The sequence below is a fragment of the Arthrobacter sp. SRS-W-1-2016 genome, from assembly GCF_002009585.1.
Lineage (GTDB): Bacteria > Actinomycetota > Actinomycetes > Actinomycetales > Micrococcaceae > Arthrobacter > Arthrobacter bambusae_A.
In genome coordinates, this window is record NZ_MTPV01000029.1 from 17,429 (window position 1) to 33,898 (window position 16,470).

General features: G+C 63.1%; 12 protein-coding genes. 6 read left to right on the forward strand and 6 right to left on the reverse strand.

The genetic code is table 11. From position 1 onward, the window contains the following. The first annotated feature begins 1 nt into the window (after position 1). The 5 genes from BMF89_RS07445 to BMF89_RS07465 all read left to right on the forward strand — a co-directional run bounded on the left by BMF89_RS07445 (position 2) and on the right by BMF89_RS07465 (position 6,022). Entirely contained in the window at positions 2-1,513 is a 1,512-nt protein-coding gene (locus tag BMF89_RS07445) for an SCO6880 family protein (RefSeq protein ID WP_078106443.1), read from the forward strand. Further along, positions 1,513-3,105 (forward strand): ATP/GTP-binding protein, encoded by a 1,593-nt coding sequence (locus tag BMF89_RS07450; RefSeq protein WP_078106444.1) that lies wholly within the window; start codon positions 1,513-1,515, stop codon positions 3,103-3,105. Before BMF89_RS07445 ends, BMF89_RS07450 begins: the two co-directional genes overlap by 1 nt. After that, complete coding sequence (locus BMF89_RS07455; RefSeq protein WP_078106445.1) at positions 3,105-4,874, forward strand: type IV secretory system conjugative DNA transfer family protein; 1,770 nt, start codon at positions 3,105-3,107, stop codon at positions 4,872-4,874. Before BMF89_RS07450 ends, BMF89_RS07455 begins: the two co-directional genes overlap by 1 nt. 66 nt (positions 4,875-4,940) lie before the next feature. Further along, a complete protein-coding gene (locus BMF89_RS07460) occupies positions 4,941-5,600 on the forward strand; it encodes a hypothetical protein (RefSeq protein WP_078106447.1) in 660 nt (219 codons plus the stop codon). Then, complete coding sequence (locus BMF89_RS07465; RefSeq protein ID WP_078106448.1) at positions 5,597-6,022, forward strand: DUF4913 domain-containing protein; 426 nt, start codon at positions 5,597-5,599, stop codon at positions 6,020-6,022. Before BMF89_RS07460 ends, BMF89_RS07465 begins: the two co-directional genes overlap by 4 nt. A gap of 225 nt (positions 6,023-6,247) precedes the next feature. On the opposite strand, the gene BMF89_RS07470 is transcribed toward BMF89_RS07465, so the two are convergent. From BMF89_RS07470 to mobC, 5 genes are all read right to left on the reverse strand, one after another. Beyond that, positions 6,248-9,217, reverse strand: a complete 2,970-nt coding sequence (locus BMF89_RS07470; protein WP_078106449.1) for a type III restriction-modification system endonuclease — start codon at positions 9,215-9,217, stop codon at positions 6,248-6,250. 3 nt (positions 9,218-9,220) lie between these two features. Continuing rightward, positions 9,221-11,188 carry a site-specific DNA-methyltransferase gene (locus BMF89_RS07475; protein ID WP_078106450.1) on the reverse strand — a complete coding sequence of 656 codons (1,968 nt, stop codon included), beginning with the start codon at positions 11,186-11,188 and terminating at the stop codon, positions 9,221-9,223. A gap of 221 nt (positions 11,189-11,409) precedes the next feature. Beyond that, positions 11,410-12,198: a hypothetical protein gene (locus tag BMF89_RS07480; RefSeq protein ID WP_078106451.1), complete on the reverse strand. Its 789-nt coding sequence runs from the start codon at positions 12,196-12,198 to the stop codon at positions 11,410-11,412. A 17-nt stretch (positions 12,199-12,215) separates the two neighbouring features. Further along, complete coding sequence (locus tag BMF89_RS07485) at positions 12,216-13,742, reverse strand: relaxase/mobilization nuclease domain-containing protein (protein ID WP_253190745.1); 1,527 nt, start codon at positions 13,740-13,742, stop codon at positions 12,216-12,218. A gap of 29 nt (positions 13,743-13,771) precedes the next feature. Then, on the reverse strand, positions 13,772-14,164 hold the full coding sequence (gene mobC, locus BMF89_RS07490; RefSeq protein ID WP_078106454.1) for a plasmid mobilization relaxosome protein MobC: 393 nt from the start codon (positions 14,162-14,164) through the stop codon (positions 13,772-13,774). Positions 14,165-14,359: 195 nt separating this feature from the next. Between mobC and BMF89_RS07495 the strand changes: the two genes are divergently transcribed. Beyond that, complete coding sequence (locus tag BMF89_RS07495; protein ID WP_078106456.1) at positions 14,360-14,677, forward strand: hypothetical protein; 318 nt, start codon at positions 14,360-14,362, stop codon at positions 14,675-14,677. Positions 14,678-15,024: 347 nt separating this feature from the next. Here the strand turns inward: BMF89_RS07495 and BMF89_RS07500 are convergent, their stop codons facing one another. Further along, entirely contained in the window at positions 15,025-16,323 is a 1,299-nt protein-coding gene (locus tag BMF89_RS07500) for a competence protein CoiA family protein (RefSeq protein WP_078106458.1), read from the reverse strand. Positions 16,324-16,470: the final 147 nt, after the last annotated feature.

Below are 16,470 nucleotides of genomic sequence, written 5' to 3' on the forward strand. Positions count from 1 at the left end.
CATGGCTGCTATCGAGAACACGTACCGGGAACCGACCTATGGCAACTGGCGGCGGCCACGCAAGGCGGGCATCGGCACCCTGGGCGGTCTTGCAACAGCAGGGCTGTTCATCGGCCTGATCGCCACCGTGATCTGCTTCTTCGTCGGCGGCTGGATCGCCGGCCTGGTCGCTCTGCTCATTCTCGGGCTGGCGCTGGCCGTCGTCTCGGTGACGGACAAGCACAACAAGTCGGTGGGCGAACGGGTCTTCGCTCGGCTGGCCTTCCGCGCGGCACGGCGCAAACGCGCGAACATCTACCGCTCCGGCCCGCTGGGGCTGACTCCCTGGGGTGAGTACCAGCTGCCCGGGATCTCTGCCGGCTCGAAACTCTACGAGTTCGCGGACTCCTATGGCCGGCCGTTCGCGTTGATCCACCTTCCGTCCACAGCTCACTACACGGTCGTTTTCGGCACGCAGCCTGACGGTGCGTCCCTAGTCGATCCCGAGCAGGTCGACGCCTGGGTGGCCAACTGGGGCGGCTGGCTGGCGTCCCTGGGCAATGAGCCGGCCGTCGTGGCAGCATCGGTCACGGTCGAAACGGCGCCGGACTCGGGGGCGCGGCTGCGCCGGGAAGTCGAGTCGAACATCCACGAGGATGCCCCGGCTATTGCGAAGGCCATGCTCCGGGAAGCCCTTCAGACGTATCCCCAGGGGTCGGCCACGATCCGCGCATGGGTGGCGTTGACGTTCAGCGCCGCCGCCAGGGCCGGCGGCAAGCGCCGCATCGCCGAAGAGATCTCCCGCGATCTGGCCTCCCGCCTTCCCGGGCTGACAGAACGGCTGGAATCCACCGGCGCCGGTGCGTGTGCGCCGCTGAACGCTCAGGAGCTGTGCGAAGTCGTGCGGGTCGCCTACGATCCTGCCGCCGCGCGCCTTATTGACGAAGCCCACTACCAGGGCACGCCCGTCGACCTGACCTGGGGCGAAGTCGGACCCTCAGCGCATCAGGCCAGCTGGGACGCATACCGCCACGATTCCGGGCACTCGGTGTCCTGGACGATGACCGGAGCGCCCCGCGGCCACGTGCTGGCGTCGGTGCTCGCCCGCCTCGTGGCCCCGCACGGGGAGATCGACCGCAAACGCGTCACGCTTCTGTACCGGCCCATCGAGTCGGGCCGCGCGGCTTCCATTGTGGAGTCGGACCAGACCAACGCCCTGACCCGGGCCTCCTCGACCAACCGGCCCACGGCGCGCGCTTTGGTGGACGCCCGCGCAGCGCAGGCCACTGCAGCGGAAGAGGCCAAAGGGGCGGGCTTGGTGAACTTCGGCATGGTCGTGACGGCCACGGTGCTTTCCTCGGTTGCCCTGGATGACGCTGTGGCCGTGGTGGAGGGCAACCTCGGCCCGTCGGCCCGTCTCTTGCTGCGGCGGGCATATGGCTCCCAGGATTCGGCTTTTGCTGCCTCCCTGCCGCTCGGTCTGGTCTTGCCCAAGCACTTGAAGGTGCCTGAAGAGATCCGTGAGGCCATGTGATGTTTGGCAGCAAGATCAAGCACAAGCGCACCCCGGCCGGCACGCGTACGTTGCCGGGCGCCGTCGTCCGCAGGCCAGGTCTTCGGGGCTGGCGCGGGCGTGGGCAGGGAGAAGCCGTCTATGTCACGGCCGCAGATGAGTGGCGCGGAACCTCCGTTCAGGTCTGCGGCCTGTGGCCCTTTGTGGGTGGGAGTGGCACGCCGATCGTGGGCGTGCCGATCGGCGTTCACACCGACACCGGAGCGCCCTTTGGGGGAGATCCGATCAGCTGGTTCATGCACGGGATGATCAACAACCCGTCGATGTTCGTTCTCGGGCTGCCGCATTACGGCAAGTCCACGCTGGTCCGGCATATCGTGCTGGGTCTCGCCGGGCGGGGGATCAATCCTTTGATCCTGGGCGACTTGAAGCCCGACTACGTTGACCTCATCCGCGCCCTGGGAGGGCAGGTCATCAGCCTGGGGCCCGGTCGTGGCCATCTCAACGTCCTGGACCCGGGGGAAGCCACGGGCGCGGCTGTCCGGCTGCTCGCTTCGGCCGAAGAGCACCGGGCCAAGGCGAACCGTGTCACGGACCAGGAGACGGCCACGCCTCTGCTCGCCGCCGCGGCGAAGGCGGAGAAGCTGGCCGAACAGCTCATGGCGGACTCTCACAACCGGCGCCTGAACATGATCACGGCACTAATCACTATTGTGCGGAACGCCAAGCCCAGTGCACACGAGGAATCGCTGATCGACCGGGCGCTGCACATCCTGGACGAGCGTCTGGACCGGGTGCCCCTGATCGGGGATCTGATCGAGGTCATCAAGGACGCGCCCGACGAGCTGCGGGCGATTGCCCTGGACCGTGGCGACATGTCCCGCTACCTGGACGCAACGGACCAGTTGCGCCAGTCTCTCTACTCGCTCGACGGTTCGGGCCGGTTCTCAGACATGTTCTCCAAGCCCACTGATCAGCCGATGGATCTCACCAAGCCGGTCGCCTTCGACCTCTCGGGGATCTCCGACACGCAGCGGGACATTCAGGCGGCCTGCCTGCTGGCCTGCTGGTCCACCGGGTTCGCCACCGTCCAGGTCGCCCACACCCTCGCTGACGCCGGCCTGGAACCGCGTCGCAATTACTTCGTCGTCATGGACGAACTGTGGCGGGCGCTGCGCTCGGGCGAGGGCATGGTGGACCGCGTCGACTCTCTGACTCGCCTCAACCGCACCGAAGGTGTTGGCCAGGCCATGATCACCCACACCATGAGTGACCTAGAGGCCCTGCCCACCGAGTCCGAGCGGATGAAGGCCCGCGGCTTCGTGGAACGCTCCGGCATGGTCGTCTGCGGGGCGCTCCCCGGGGCCGAGATGGAGAAGCTGAACAAGGCGGTCACGCTCTCCCGGGCCGAGCAGGCCCGTCTCATCTCCTGGGCTGATCCGGGGTCGTGGACCGACGTCGGCGGCTCCCGCAAAAGGGTCCGTCCGGGCCTGGGGAAGTTCCTCTTCAAGGTCGGCGGCCGCCCGGGTGTCCCGGTCGCGCTCAAGCTGACGAGCGTAGAGGAATCGCTGCACGACACGAACAAGCGCTGGCACGACGAAGGGGAAAGCTGATGGGTGCCCCAAACAGCGGCAAACGTTCCCGGCTCGACGGCGAGACGATCCTGCTCTGGATCTTCATCGCCGCCGTGGTCCTGGGGGTCGGCTCCGTGACCGGAGCCGTTCACCTGGGGTCGCTGCTGGCCGGCGACGGCCAGAAGCTGCCGGCCAACCCGTTCGAACTGGTCATCGGCCTGTTCACGCACAAAGTCACCTGGCCGGCGGCCGCCACGTGGGTGCTGATCGGCTTCGGCGTCGTGATCGTGGCCCTGGCCGTCCTCATCGTACGGTCCGTGCTGCGCCGCCGTTCCAAGCGATCCCGCGTGGACGTCGCAGCCCGGCACATGGCCAAGGGCCGGGATCTGCGGGCGCTCAGCCTGCGCGGGGCGACGGCGACCGCCGAGCGCCTGGGCGTGAAAGGCTCACCCGGTGTCCCTGTCGGCAAAACGGTGTTGGGTGGTCAGATGGTCTACGGCTCCTGGGAAGACATGCACATCGACATCTGGGGGCCACGGACGGGCAAGACGACGTCCCGGGCAATCCCGGCGATTCTCGCCGCCCCGGGCGCTGCACTGGTGACCTCGAACAAGCGTGACATCGTTGACGGCACGCGCGACGTCCGCGCAGCTGAGGGGCCGGTGTGGGTCTTCGATCCGCAGGCGGTCGCGCTCGAGGAACCTTCTTGGTGGTGGAACCCCCTGTCTTACGTCACGGACGAAGTGCGGGCCGCACGCCTGGCTGACCACTTCGCCGCCGGCTCCCGTGGCCCCGACGCCAAGACAGATGCCTACTTCGATCCTGCCGGACAGGATCTCCTTGCCGGCCTCCTGCTCGCGGCCGCCCTCGACGGCCGGCCGATCACGCAGGTCCACACCTGGCTGACGCGCCCGGCGGACGACGAGGCAGTGGACATTCTCAAGGCCCACGGCTACATCCAGACCTCCAACGCGGTCGGCGGCGTCATCAACGCCCCCGAGAAGCAGCGCGGCGGCGTCTACGGCACGGCCCTGCAAATGGCGTCCTGCCTCACCAACCGGCAAGTGGCCCGATGGGTGACACCGCAGGGCGAAGAAGACAGCCGGCCGCAGTTCGACCCGGCCGCGTTCGTCCGGTCCAAGGGGACGCTGTACAGCCTCTCCAAGGAAGGCAAAGGCACCGCCGGCCCGCTGGTAACGGCGCTGACCGTGGCCACGGTCGAAGCAGCCGAAGAGCTGGCCGTTTACTCACCTGGCGGCCGGCTGGCTACGCCCATGATCGGCGTCCTGGATGAAGCGGCAAACGTCTGCCGCTGGCGCGAGCTGCCGAACCTCTACAGCCACTACGGTTCCCGGGGCATCGTCCTGATGACCATCCTCCAGTCCTGGTCCCAGGGCGTGGAGGTTTGGGGCCGTGACGGGATGCGCAAGCTCTGGTCGGCCGCGAACATCAAGGTCTACGGCGGCGGCGTGGCCGAAGCCGAGTTCCTGAACGAGCTCGCGCAGCTGGTCGGGGAGTACCGATACTCCAACATGACCAAGAGCCGGTCACGGCAGGGCACTTCCTACAGCCACGACGACGACCGGAAGGAACGCACCCTCGACGTTTCGGACCTGGCCTCGTTCCCTCGGGGCCGCGCCATCATGTTCGCCTCCGGCGCCCCCGCTGCACTGCTGGAAACGGTGCCATGGATGAGCGGCCCGCACGCAGAAGCAGTGCGGGCCTCAATCGGCGCACATGACGCGGCCAACCGGCCGACAGCTGCTGCCGGTAACCGGTGGATCACGGCAGGGGCCACCGACGACTAAGGCCCGCGAAATAAAGAAGCAGGACTGAGGACAACTCTCAGCCGCAAGTAGAAGGGACGAACCGGAATGTGCGAAGAACTGAACGAAGAGCTGGCCACACGCATGTGCGCCGCCTACTACAAAGGACAGGAAGACCGGGTCACCGTCGGACTAGCCCAACGGGACCACCTTGCCGACCGGAAAACCGACCACCTGGCCGAGGCAGCCTGGGCCCGCGCCCAGGTACAGGCCGGCGACGACTTCTCTGTGATCCTTCACCGCCTCAACGACCGCTCCTATGCCCTGCCCGAAGCCGCCCATACCGATCTGGAATCAGCCGCGTACATTTTGGGCCGCTGGGAAGGCATGGACTCACACGTGGACATGCTCAAACACGACTACGACTACGCCATCGGCTACTACGAGATGCGCAACCCGGAGATCGGCGGCTCACTCGTCAGGCTGGGCTTGGTGAAGGAAAGGATGGCGGAGGAGCCGGTCCACCTCGAGGACACCGTTGGATACCAACGGGCTACCCTCGCCGGCATCGACTTCCAGCGCGAGCAGCTGCGCCGACTCGCAGTCCGCCCACCCCTGACCCCTGAGGCCCAGGCCGCCGTTGCCTTGGGTAGATCGGACCAGCCGAACCGCAGCCCACTGGCCGCAGCCTCCGGCCAGGGAGCCGCGGCCAACGCACAGTTCCGCTTTGCCCAGCGCAGAACTGCCGAACACGGGACCGGCCGATGACTGATGGCCTGGGGGAGTGGGATGACGAACTGGCCGGCTCCGCAGCCGACGCCACAGAACCGGCCGAGGACGACGCGGACGCGCCCGAGCTGTTCTACCCCAACGTCGCCGAATTCGTCAGCGACAAACTGGCCACCACCTACCGCCGGCAGATAAACGTGCAAGGCGGGGTCACCTGGTGCCCCCAGTGGTGGAAGCATGCCGAAGCCATCAGCCGCCTTGAAGCGCTCTGGCGTGCCTGGGAATTCCTGCGCCTGGACGGCAGTACAGGCATGAGCGTGTGGTGGCGCGACCACGCAGACCACCACATGTCCGTGCTGCTCTCAGCCGACGGACCGTTCAAAGGCTGTAGCCCGGACGACGGCCACCGGACCAAGCTGGCGCCTCTGCCCTGTGAAGAACCACCCATAGGGCTCTTTTGATGCGACCAACGACCACTGGTCTCTTGACCGCACCGCCTTCCGCGGTCGTGAATACACGCCCGTCAACAACGTGCAGTGAGCGTACGTATGCGGCCCGGTCACTGAGTGGGATATACGCGACGAATTGATGGCTAATGCACCGGGTCAGAATGTGACGACGACTGAGCCCGGCTTACCTCGAGCGAGGCAACCGGGCTCATCGCAGGGGCTAAGCGCGATCGGTCCTCATACGAGCAACTGTTTGATCATCGAGACGATGTCGTCACGGTTGTATTTGGGCTTGAAGGTGACGTTGAAGTTCTCACCGCTCATGGCGGCGAAGAACTTCTTCGCCGCGTCCATGCGCAATCCCTCGCTTCCACGCAGGTCGGATTCGCGATCAACGTCCTTCGACTCGATGATGAAGTTCACCGAATACCTGCCGTCATCAGTGTTGAGCACGTACATGAAGTCCGGACTCGTCGTGCCGCCAAAGTAGAGCGGAACCTTGATCGACCTGCGGGGTATCTTGCCGTAAACCACGACTTCATCGATGATCGAGTCCCTGATCGTGGCACGCTCTCCGGGCGCGTCGTAGACGAATGCGTCGTAGAGGAACTTTTCCGGCACCGCTGCTCCGGCATCGCGGTAGATACCGACGTTGCCCTGCACGATGCTTTCGAGCGGCTTACCCTCAGCGTCTGTCAACGCCGTCGCTCCGAGCTGACCATCGATTCGGGTGTAGGAGAATCGGTTGATGAATTTCTTCTGCATCCACTCCGTGAACTGCGCCACGAACTCCCCGAGCGTCGCCTTGTTGAAGAACTTTGCAGGCAGGGCTCGCTTGGCGTTGGACTTCACCAGACCGGCATGGATCCGATCAATGGGGAGGTACGTCTGGGTGTAGGCGAGCTTCAACCACTCCCCGTAGTGCATCGTTTCGGTGGCATCGAAAACGGCCTTGGTCTCAGTCCTGGTCTCGAGAGCCGAGTCCTCGCCTATGACGACCATCTCCTGGGTGAACCGCCCCTCTTGCTCGCGGTAGACGCCCGCTTCGAGGATCGAGTCGATGCAGCCATCGATCTCCTCGACAGAGAGGTCGTCCAGCTCGAGGAAGTACTTGGCGTTGACCGACTCCCACAGATCCTTTAGCTCTGCGTACCGGGCGGGGCGGATCCCGACTCGCGTCTTGCGAGAGTCCTTGATCACCTTGCCGGGGAGCAGCACACCCTTGTTGAACCCTGGGTAAGTCTCGTAGAGGTCTCCTTCCCTCCCGGGGACGAGGTTTTTGTCCGAATCGACCAGACCTTTAGTCAGAAGGTCGATGAATAGCTGAGTCTCATCGATTCCGAGTTCAGCCGCGACCTTTGGTAGAAGTTCCTTGACCGTCGCGATATCGGACTTAGCGTCGGCATTGATCTCTGTCACAAGCGAGTCCGCGAAAGACTTCTCGCTGTAGTCGATCAAATAGGTCAGGTAGAACTGCTCGGAGGCCAGCCTGGTTCCCCTCGCGTCGACCGGTAGGCGCAGGCCTCGGCCGACTTCCTGCAGCTTGGAGATATCCGACCCAGAAGAGCGGAGCTTGACGATCTGGAAGACGTTCGGGTTGTCCCAGCCCTCGCGCAACGTCCATTTGGAGAACACGAACCGCATGGTGTTCATGGAGCCGTCAGGGCGGGCGAAGGATAACAGCGTCTGCTTGTCCCGCAGGATCTGATCGACCTCGGACTTGATGTCCTCGTCGGAGCTCGAATTGTCGGCTGAGAAGTAGCCGCCATTGGTGGCCTTCACATCCTCCAAGGACGCCTCAAGATAGGCCACATAGTCCATGGCCGCTTGCGACGAATCGTGCTGTCGAGCCACTATCTCGTTCTTCAACTTGGCGGTCAGCAGCTCCTCGAAACGGGCTCGCAGGTGCCCGTCGTTGCTTTCGCCTCGGTACGAGTCCACGGAGTCGATGAAGAACAGCGTCAGCGTCTTGACCCTCGGCACCCTTCGGAAGTTCTCCCACTCCGTCTCAAAGTGGTTCTCCAGAGCTCGGGACATCATCAGGCCCTGGTACGTGTCCGAGTAGACTCTGGCCGCTATCGTGTCGCCTCTGGCGAGAACTTGCCCATTCGATAGGGTGACCCCGGACTTGATCGATGGGTTGTCAGTCTTGCCGATCGAATCGATCTTGATCCCTGCGAAGTCCCCATCTGCCTCTGCAAGGGACTCTTCAAGGTCAAGCGTCAGGGACTTGCCAGTGTCAATGTTCTGGAAGGTAGCCTGTTTCGGTTTGCTAGCCGACAGGTTTGTCAACCTCAAGCGGGTGGTCTGCCCCCCGGCGTCCTGCGGGTACTGGATTGCGACGCCCTTGACCAGTTGCTCGTTGAACGCTTCGACGGCTCCGAGGCTGAACACCAGGTTGTTGTAGTCGGTTTTACCGCCATTGTCCTGCTTCGGAAAGGTCGCCCCAAACCGGAACACCGCCAGAGGCTGCAACTCGTCGATGACGGCCTGATAGGCCTTATTCTCACGGCGGAACCTGTGCGGCTCGTCGATGATTACGATTGGCCGCGTCTCGCGCAGCGCTTCGTACGGCACACTCGACGACCCCAGCACTGTCTGGTCATAGTTCGCGGCCATCGTCGCTTTCGACAGGAGCATGCCGTCCGTCATCAGCAGTGCCGAGATCCGGCCCTTGGACAACCGGGAACCATGGACGAAGTTCGAGATGGCGCTCGGGAACATCTTCCTACCCTTGGAACGCTTTTGCGGGTCCAAGACGTCCAGCTTGAGGTTTAGTCGCCCGCCGTATGCGTCGGCGAAGTACTTGCCGGCATAGTCCGACCCAACGAAAGCCTTCGTTCCCTCCTTGATGGGAGTCGACGGCACGAGAAGGATGAACTTGGTGAACCCATAGAGTAGGTTCAGCTCGTGCATCAGCTGGGTGTACACCAGCGTTTTTCCGGTGCCTGTCTCCATCTTCGCGTCTACACCAAGGACGCCGTTGTCGACTCGGCCACCCCGCCACAAACGAGGAATCGCCGAAACGCCGTCCACAGCCCCGGACTGAAGCTCAGCGATGTTGTGAGCGATCTGAGGGTCTGCCGCGTCGAATGTCGGATTGGCTTCGAGAAGAGAGCTGTGGTCGAGGTCTACACCGTCGAAGACGTGGGTCAGCGCACGCAGCGCCCGCTGTTGGTGTTCGAGCGTCTGGAGCCTAATCTGCATCGACTAAAACCTCTCGAGCACGGACACAGAGCGCCCGGACTTGAGAACGCTAAGGTTCTTCTTCAGTTCGTGCATCACGGAGAACTCCACTGAGTACCCAAATACAACCACACGCGATACATCTAGTTCGCCGCTCTCTAGCTTGGATACCAGGGCCATGACGTCTTCACTAGTCAGCCCTGGCTCAATGATGTATGCCGAGTCGTCGCACACATCCAGCTCGTAATCAACCAGGCGGACGCTTTCCGAATCGTCCGTCAAGCCATGACCATCCTGAAGCAGCCACGTGGCCAGCACCACGTCGCGACCAGGAGTTTCATTGAGATTGAACTTGGATACATAGTCGCCCGAGAACAGGGCATCGCTTTGGGCCGGATCAAAGGATTGCAACTGGTCCAGCGTCTTACCATTCGGCTCCTCGAGACGGAACAGTCGGAACCCGTAGTCGATCTCAGCGCCGGTCGCTGACTGGATCTTTGCCGCGGCTTTGTGGATTCGATCGCGTCCGATCTCGTCAATGGTCCGGTAGCCCTGCTTCCATCCGGGCTTGCCCTCCGCGATCGCCTCGGGCAGTTGAACTAGCACGTAGCGCCGGCTACCGCCATCAGTCGCGTTCAGTTGCATGGTTGCGTCAGCCGTTGTTGCAGACCCAGAAAAGAAGTCAAAGACGATATCGTCGGGGGACGTGACAAAGTCGAGTAGCTGGGTCAGAAGCTGGCTTGGCTTTGGATTCGTAAAAACCTTGTCGCCAAAGAGATCACCAACCTCAGTTGCACCGGCCCGTCCGTCCAACTCAATCACACTATCGAGTTTGTCTGAGTATTCCCGCGCGTAGACCTTGATTTCGACGATCTTACTCTCGTCTTTACCAAAGAGAATTTTTCCGTCCTCGATAAGCTTACTCATTGAGGCTTCGGGGAACCTGTATCCGAATAGCGGCTGCTTGCAAGGTTTCTGGGTAATCGGATGCAGGATGTCATAGCGATAGCCTTCTCGCCCAGGGTTATGGACGCTCTGGCTTCCTGTATAGACGCCACCAGCGTCTATATATTTATATCGGTCCAGACGGCCAAGTTGCCATTTGTTCTCACGGAACCAAGCGGAATATGCTGCTTGCAGCTTCACCGGCTCGGAGTGCTCTTGATTGAGCTGATCGCCGATAGAAATAAGCGTATCCTTGATCGCGGAAACCTTAGATTTCCACACAGAAGAAACATCTTGGCGCGACTTGCAATAGACGAGCACGTACTCATGTTCAATAGCTACCTGTGTCGGATTGTTATCCGTCGCATTCTTCCAGACAATGTTCCCAAGCCAATTTTCCTCCCCGAATACTTCATCACAAAGTGCGCGAAGGTTAAATTGCTCGTTGTCATCGATGCTTACAAAAAGCACCCCGTCGTCAGCGAGCATTTCCTTCGCTAACTCGAGGCGGGGATACATGAAAGTTAGCCAAGCCGAGTGCGAAGACTTTCCACGCAAGTCAATAATTCGGCTTGCTTCATCTTCGTCCAGACCAATCTTCTCTACCAGTTGCAGCGCATTGAATCCAAAGTCGTCGTTGTAAACGAATCCGTCGGATCCAGTGTTGTACGGCGGATCGATGTAGATGCACTTGGCCTGTCCGCTGTACGAGCCGAGTAGGTGCTTGAGCGCGTCAAGGTTGTCTCCAACAACGTAGAGGTTCTTGGACTCGGCATTGGGGGGCTCAGAGTTATGCTCGAGATCGGGTACCACCACGGTCCCGGTCTTCGTCGAAGTGAGGTATTTGGCGTAAGACTTGCCGAGGAACTTGAGCTCGTAGCCTTCCCTGGTGAGAGTCACTTCACCGGAGCGGAGAGACTCCTGCAGCCGGTCGAACATGAAGCTGCCATTCTTATCGAAGTATTCCGGCAGAGCCGCCCGAATCCGCGCGATCTCGAAGTCGTTCGGGGAAACCGCCTCATTGTGCTCGAGGACGTCTCTGATCAATTGTGTTCTCCTATAAAGTATGTCGCTCAACAGGCCATTGCTGGGCTTGGGCCCCTACTAAACGGCCGACCCGCCAAGGCCTTGAGCCTATCCCAGCACGGGCGAATGCTCAGATCCGAGCTGAACAGATCGCAGGTCAGCATCCAGCCGACTTCTCTGAATGATGCAACACCAAAGGATGGCCAAGGCTCGCTCTGATGAACAGCCTCAACCGCGCCGGCTCAGCGGCTCATGCCCTTCTGCAGGAGCTTTTTCTGGCCATTGGCTCCGCGCGTCTTGCGGGCCTTCGGGCTACGGCCGGGAGCCTTGGCCACGGCCGCGCTGGGCGGGGTGCCCTGGTCCTGGTCGGCGCTGAGCCGCGCCTGAACGGCCTCGCGGTCGGCCAGGCCCTCCAGGCTGGCCGCCAGTTCCTGCCGGCGCTCGGCCGAGTCGTACTTGAGGGCGGCCTCTTCGGCCAACGCCTCGGGCCGCTGGTTCTCTTCGGTCACGTCCTGTTCGCGGTCCCGGTCTTCCCGATCGGCCTCAGCCAGCAACTGCGCAGCCTGGCTGTTCTCGTCACGGCCGGCGCTGCGCTCCTGCTCTGCCTGATCGCGGTCCCGTTCGGCCTTCGCCAGGGCAGCGGCCACCGACGCGTCGTCAGCGCCCAGGTTGTCCACGTCCAGCCCGTAACGCCGCTGCACCTGGTCCCGGATCACCTCGGCCGCGCTGCGCGCCGCCTGGTCGTGGTCCTTCCACGTAGTGGCCGCCTCGTGCACCCTCTCGACGTCGCGGCCGCTGGCCGTGTCCCACCAACGGTTGTCCATTACCGGGGCGAGCTGTGCACGGGCCGCCGCCCGCTCAGCGTCGAACCGGGCCTGCAACTCCCGGGCCTGCTGTTCCTCTGCCGCCTGGGCGCGGCGCAGGGCCTGCTCGCGTGCCCTGGCCGCCTGCTCACCAAGCCGGCCGGCGACAGTCAGCCCGACGCGTGACATGCCCTCGATAGCCTCCTCGATGCCGTCAGATTCACTCATGGTTCCCCCTCCTGGTGTCATATCTCAATGTCCGGGCGGGTGGTCCCGCCTCGGGTGGTTGCGTGGGTGCGTGCCTGTTCGTACTTCGGCGGCAGCACCGAGCCGGAGCGTCCCGGAGTCTGGCCGGCCGCGCTCGTACGCACAGCTTCGGCTGCTTCGTCGTCTACCGCCGGCACTGACACGGGGACGCTCGGCAGCGCGGCTGCCACCTGGCTCAACTGGTTCTTCACCAGGTCACTGATCTGGCGTGCCCTACGCAGGTCGTTTGACGCCTTGTGCATGTCGTGGACGGCCTTCGCCACGTTCAGCAGCTGGCGCAACATGATCGCTTGGGCTGCCGTTCCGGTGCCTCCCATGGTGGCCGCTATGAGGACCAGGGACGCGCCCCGGGCAGACGGTCCGACGCTGCGGACTCGCGGAGCTGGGTAGCGGCGCAGTTGGGCCGTCTTGGACAGCTCGTCGGCCGCCGCGGCCAACGGTCCCGGCGTCGATTCCGTGGCAGTTGACCAGGCGGCGAACGCGCCTGATGTCTCCCGGGCGACGTGCGCCCAGGTCGCGTAGTCGTCCATCGGGACGGCGCGCAAGGTCTCGCGCAGCCGGGCAACCTCGTTGCTGTACTGCTCCCACCTTTGCGGGTCTGGTTCGTGGGCCTCACGGCCGATGTTGACGGGTCGCCGACCGCGTGCGGCTGCTCCCCATTCGGCTACGGCTGCGCCCGCCAGCTCGGGACTGTCGGCCCACGCTCCGCGTAGTCGAGGCAGGGTCAAGTCCTTGGCCAAATGCCCGCCGCCGAACCACACTGGCCGGCTTCCCTTGAGCGGGCGTTCGGCAACAGAGTAGCCCGCCACGACGTCATCACGGCCGGCTGCGTATCGCGGTTTGATCATGGCACCCGTGCGACGGAAGCGACGCACAAACTCGGCTTCGTCCTCCGCCGCAGTGGCGCACGCGCGGACCTTGCGGGCGAGTGAACGGCGTTCCGGTTCGTCCATGCCTCGACGCTCGGCCGCTTCGCGCTCACCAGGGCGCAGTCCGCGCATTGCGTAGACGGGGGATAGCTCTTCCAAGCCGTGCTTCTTCTCAAGGCCCCGGGCCGCGTCCTGGGCACGCTTGTAGTCCAGGTGGCTGCTCCATTTGGTGCCGTCCTCGCGCACCATGGAAGCCGCAATGTGGATGTGGTCATTACCGGCTGTGCTGTGTCCGTGACGGACCGCCACCCATGACACGGGAGCCTTTCCGCTGGCTTCGGTGAACCCCATTTCGTCCATGAACTCATTGGCGATCTCGGCCCACTTGTCGTCGGTAAGGTCGCCTTCCTCCGCACGCAAACTCAGGGAACAATGCCATACGTGGCCGCCCTTGACGTCCACCCCGAGAACGTTCTTCGCTTGGTCGAGTTGGTGCGCAATCGACAGAGCGGCGTCGCGGTTCAGCTGGTCGTCGTTGTGCCAAGCCATGATCGGCGCAGAGCCGGTCACCAGGTGCGGGTCGGTGTGCTCGTTGGACCGCCCGGGGCCAGCCAAGTACACGAGTAGGCCGACCATGCGGTCGCCTTTGGTGATGTTCGGAATCATCAGCCGGCCAACCCGTCAATGGTCTTGTTGACCCGCTCAGCGATGGCGCGAACACGGTTCAGCGAAACCCGCGCTTCCTCCGGGAACTCGTCGGTGGCGTTCGCGTGCCTGGCCAGCTGGTTCACGTTGTTGGACAGCGCGGCAAGGTAGCGCCGGACCGCCATCAGCTCCGAAGCCAGGGCACGACGCTCCGCAAGTGATTCGGCGTTCTCGGCGTACAGCGCACCGCTGACAAGGATCTCCGAGGCGCTGCGCCTCGTCTGCTCCTCCAACATGAACAGTCGCGCACGCTCCTGTTCCGACATGGAGACGCGCACGTACTGGGTCTGCCCGTCGATGTTGGCACGACGGCGACGCCCGAAACGGCGGCTGGAGCTCTGTTCCTCCGCCATGTCGTGCCGCCTTTCCCATGCCCAGCGCAGCGCCCCGGAATCTCCGGGGTCACACGTCAAGTGTGTCGCATCCTCGGCACGAAGTCGAGGATCAGGCCCACTTATGGCACATAAGTGTATAGCTTGCTCCGCGTCAGCGGCTGTGTCTTTCAGCAGTCTGGCAGGCTCAAGATCCGCTCCGCTAAACTGAGTGCCATGTCTACCCGTATTGATGCAGAGAAGATTGAACACGAGTTGCAGCAGCGACTCAACAACCGCATGGACTCCGTGCGTGAATTGGTCAAATCGAGGCAGAAAGTGTCCGACGCGCGCGACGCCCTAGGCGCAGCCGAAGACGAAGACGCCCGTCGCTATCAGGCGGCACTCGCGGCCGGCTGGACCGTCGACGAACTGCGCTCTGCTGGCCTTGGCGAACCGGAGAAGAAGCTGCGCGTTCGCAAGCGCGCAGCACGTAGCACCACTCCGACGCCGAAGGCATCGGAGCAGGGCGAACAGCCGGCGCACCACGGGTAGCCTCTCGCCCACACGTGCACAGCAAAAGCTAAATCCTCCGGGCTTTTCCTGCACACATGATGGACGACAGGAACCAACTGACCGCCTGCACACAACCGCCAGGTAACCACGCGCAGGAAGCTCACCCAATGCAACCGGCGGATGCGCACAGCCTCCTGAGTTCCCCCACCCCGGCCTTTGATTGTCACTGCTCTTGGCCGGCCGTACAAGGGCGCTGAGCGGGGTGTTGGCGGACAGGGTAGTCGTCGAGTTGGCGCACAAGGCGTCGATAGTGTCGCTTCCCCTTACGGACGCCGGCGCTTGGCGTCATCGTCCGACCACCAGGCGCCTGGTCTGATGGACAAAGCTCAGCCGGTGTGAGCGGAATCTATCTGCTTCACGAATTCCAGAGCATCCGCGTTGGTGTATCGACCTTGTTCGTAGCGGGGCTTGTAGTTGTGTGCATATGGATCAGTATTCTTTGGCTGGCCTCGCTTCGGCAGCGGAGAAAGTTCCTGCGTCAGTAGCAAGGGGGACGCTTCCGAGTCGACGAGCCTGCCATCTGGAAAGGCTGGCCCCTCAGGCTCAGAGGGTTCTTGGTTGCAGTGCCCGCGTCCGATGTCCAGACAGAGGTGCTGGACGGCCACCGCGCTTCGTTTTATGGGCAACGGGAGCCAGTCCTCGACGAGGTAGCTCCGCCACGTGACTCCTTGGTCGCGAAGCAGAACATCGCCCTGGAGGCTGTTGCAGAACGGGCAGCACAACGCCAGGTAAGAGCAACCGGCAGCCTTGCTAAATCTGGTTGCCAGGAACATGGGTGCAGGCAAATCCGACTTCTTCAGGACAGGCACCACCCGGTCGACTACGATTCGCTCGATCCTGTCGGTAAGGAAGAACCGGGAGCCGTAATAATGTTTGGCCAGCAGAGTGCCTTTTTGACCGCACCTTGTTTCGACCTGGAGGTCATCCAGGCGCCACGCAGTGATCCACCGGTTGCAGCCCTCGCGCCAACATTTCACCATGGCCGTATCCAGCGAGTAGGCCCGGACGACCGGTTCCATGAAAGACTTCACCCTCTTATTCAGCAAATGCGCGATCGCCTCTGCCGCATCCAATGGGTCGGCCCCGGCGAAGGCCGCCGGCAGGCTGAGGGTCCGCGCACCGGACGCACCACCGATCATCACGGATGGCACAACGCTGGATGCCTCCCTGTTCACCTCTGCGGCCAGCCAGAAGCACTGAACCCCCTCCGCCTCGTAGCGCTTCTGCCTGCGCCGAAACTCGTCGGCGTCCTGACGCGAGAACTGGATTTCCACGGCGTATCGATCATCGTCCCGGGTAACCATGACGTCGGCGATCCACGACCGGTCAGGAGCCGGATATTCGATGACCGCGTCCCAGCCGGCCTCCCGCGCGGCGGCTGCGACCAAGGACTTCATCTCCAGATGGTCGGCCGATTCTCCGCCGGGATGCAGAGTGCAGTGTGCGTCGGCGTGGTGATAGAAGTGTTTGAGTCCGCGTGGGGAAACCCGGGGTTTGCCCGGTTGGCCGCAAGCCATGATCAGCGGTTCTCCGGCCTTCCACCGGCGTCGGAGATCCGCCCATTCCTCGTCGTTCAGGAATGGCGCCTCGATTCGCTCATCGGACAGATAGGCGGCAAGCGGCATGGTTTCCTCCCCGGCGAAATTGGCTCTCGGATTGGACAATACCGTCGGTAGCCGGGCGCGAGGGCCGGACACGTCAATCCACGATTGATCAGCGACACTGACCGGCGTCCTGGACGGCGCACCCGACTACTTTTAATATCCGGCGGG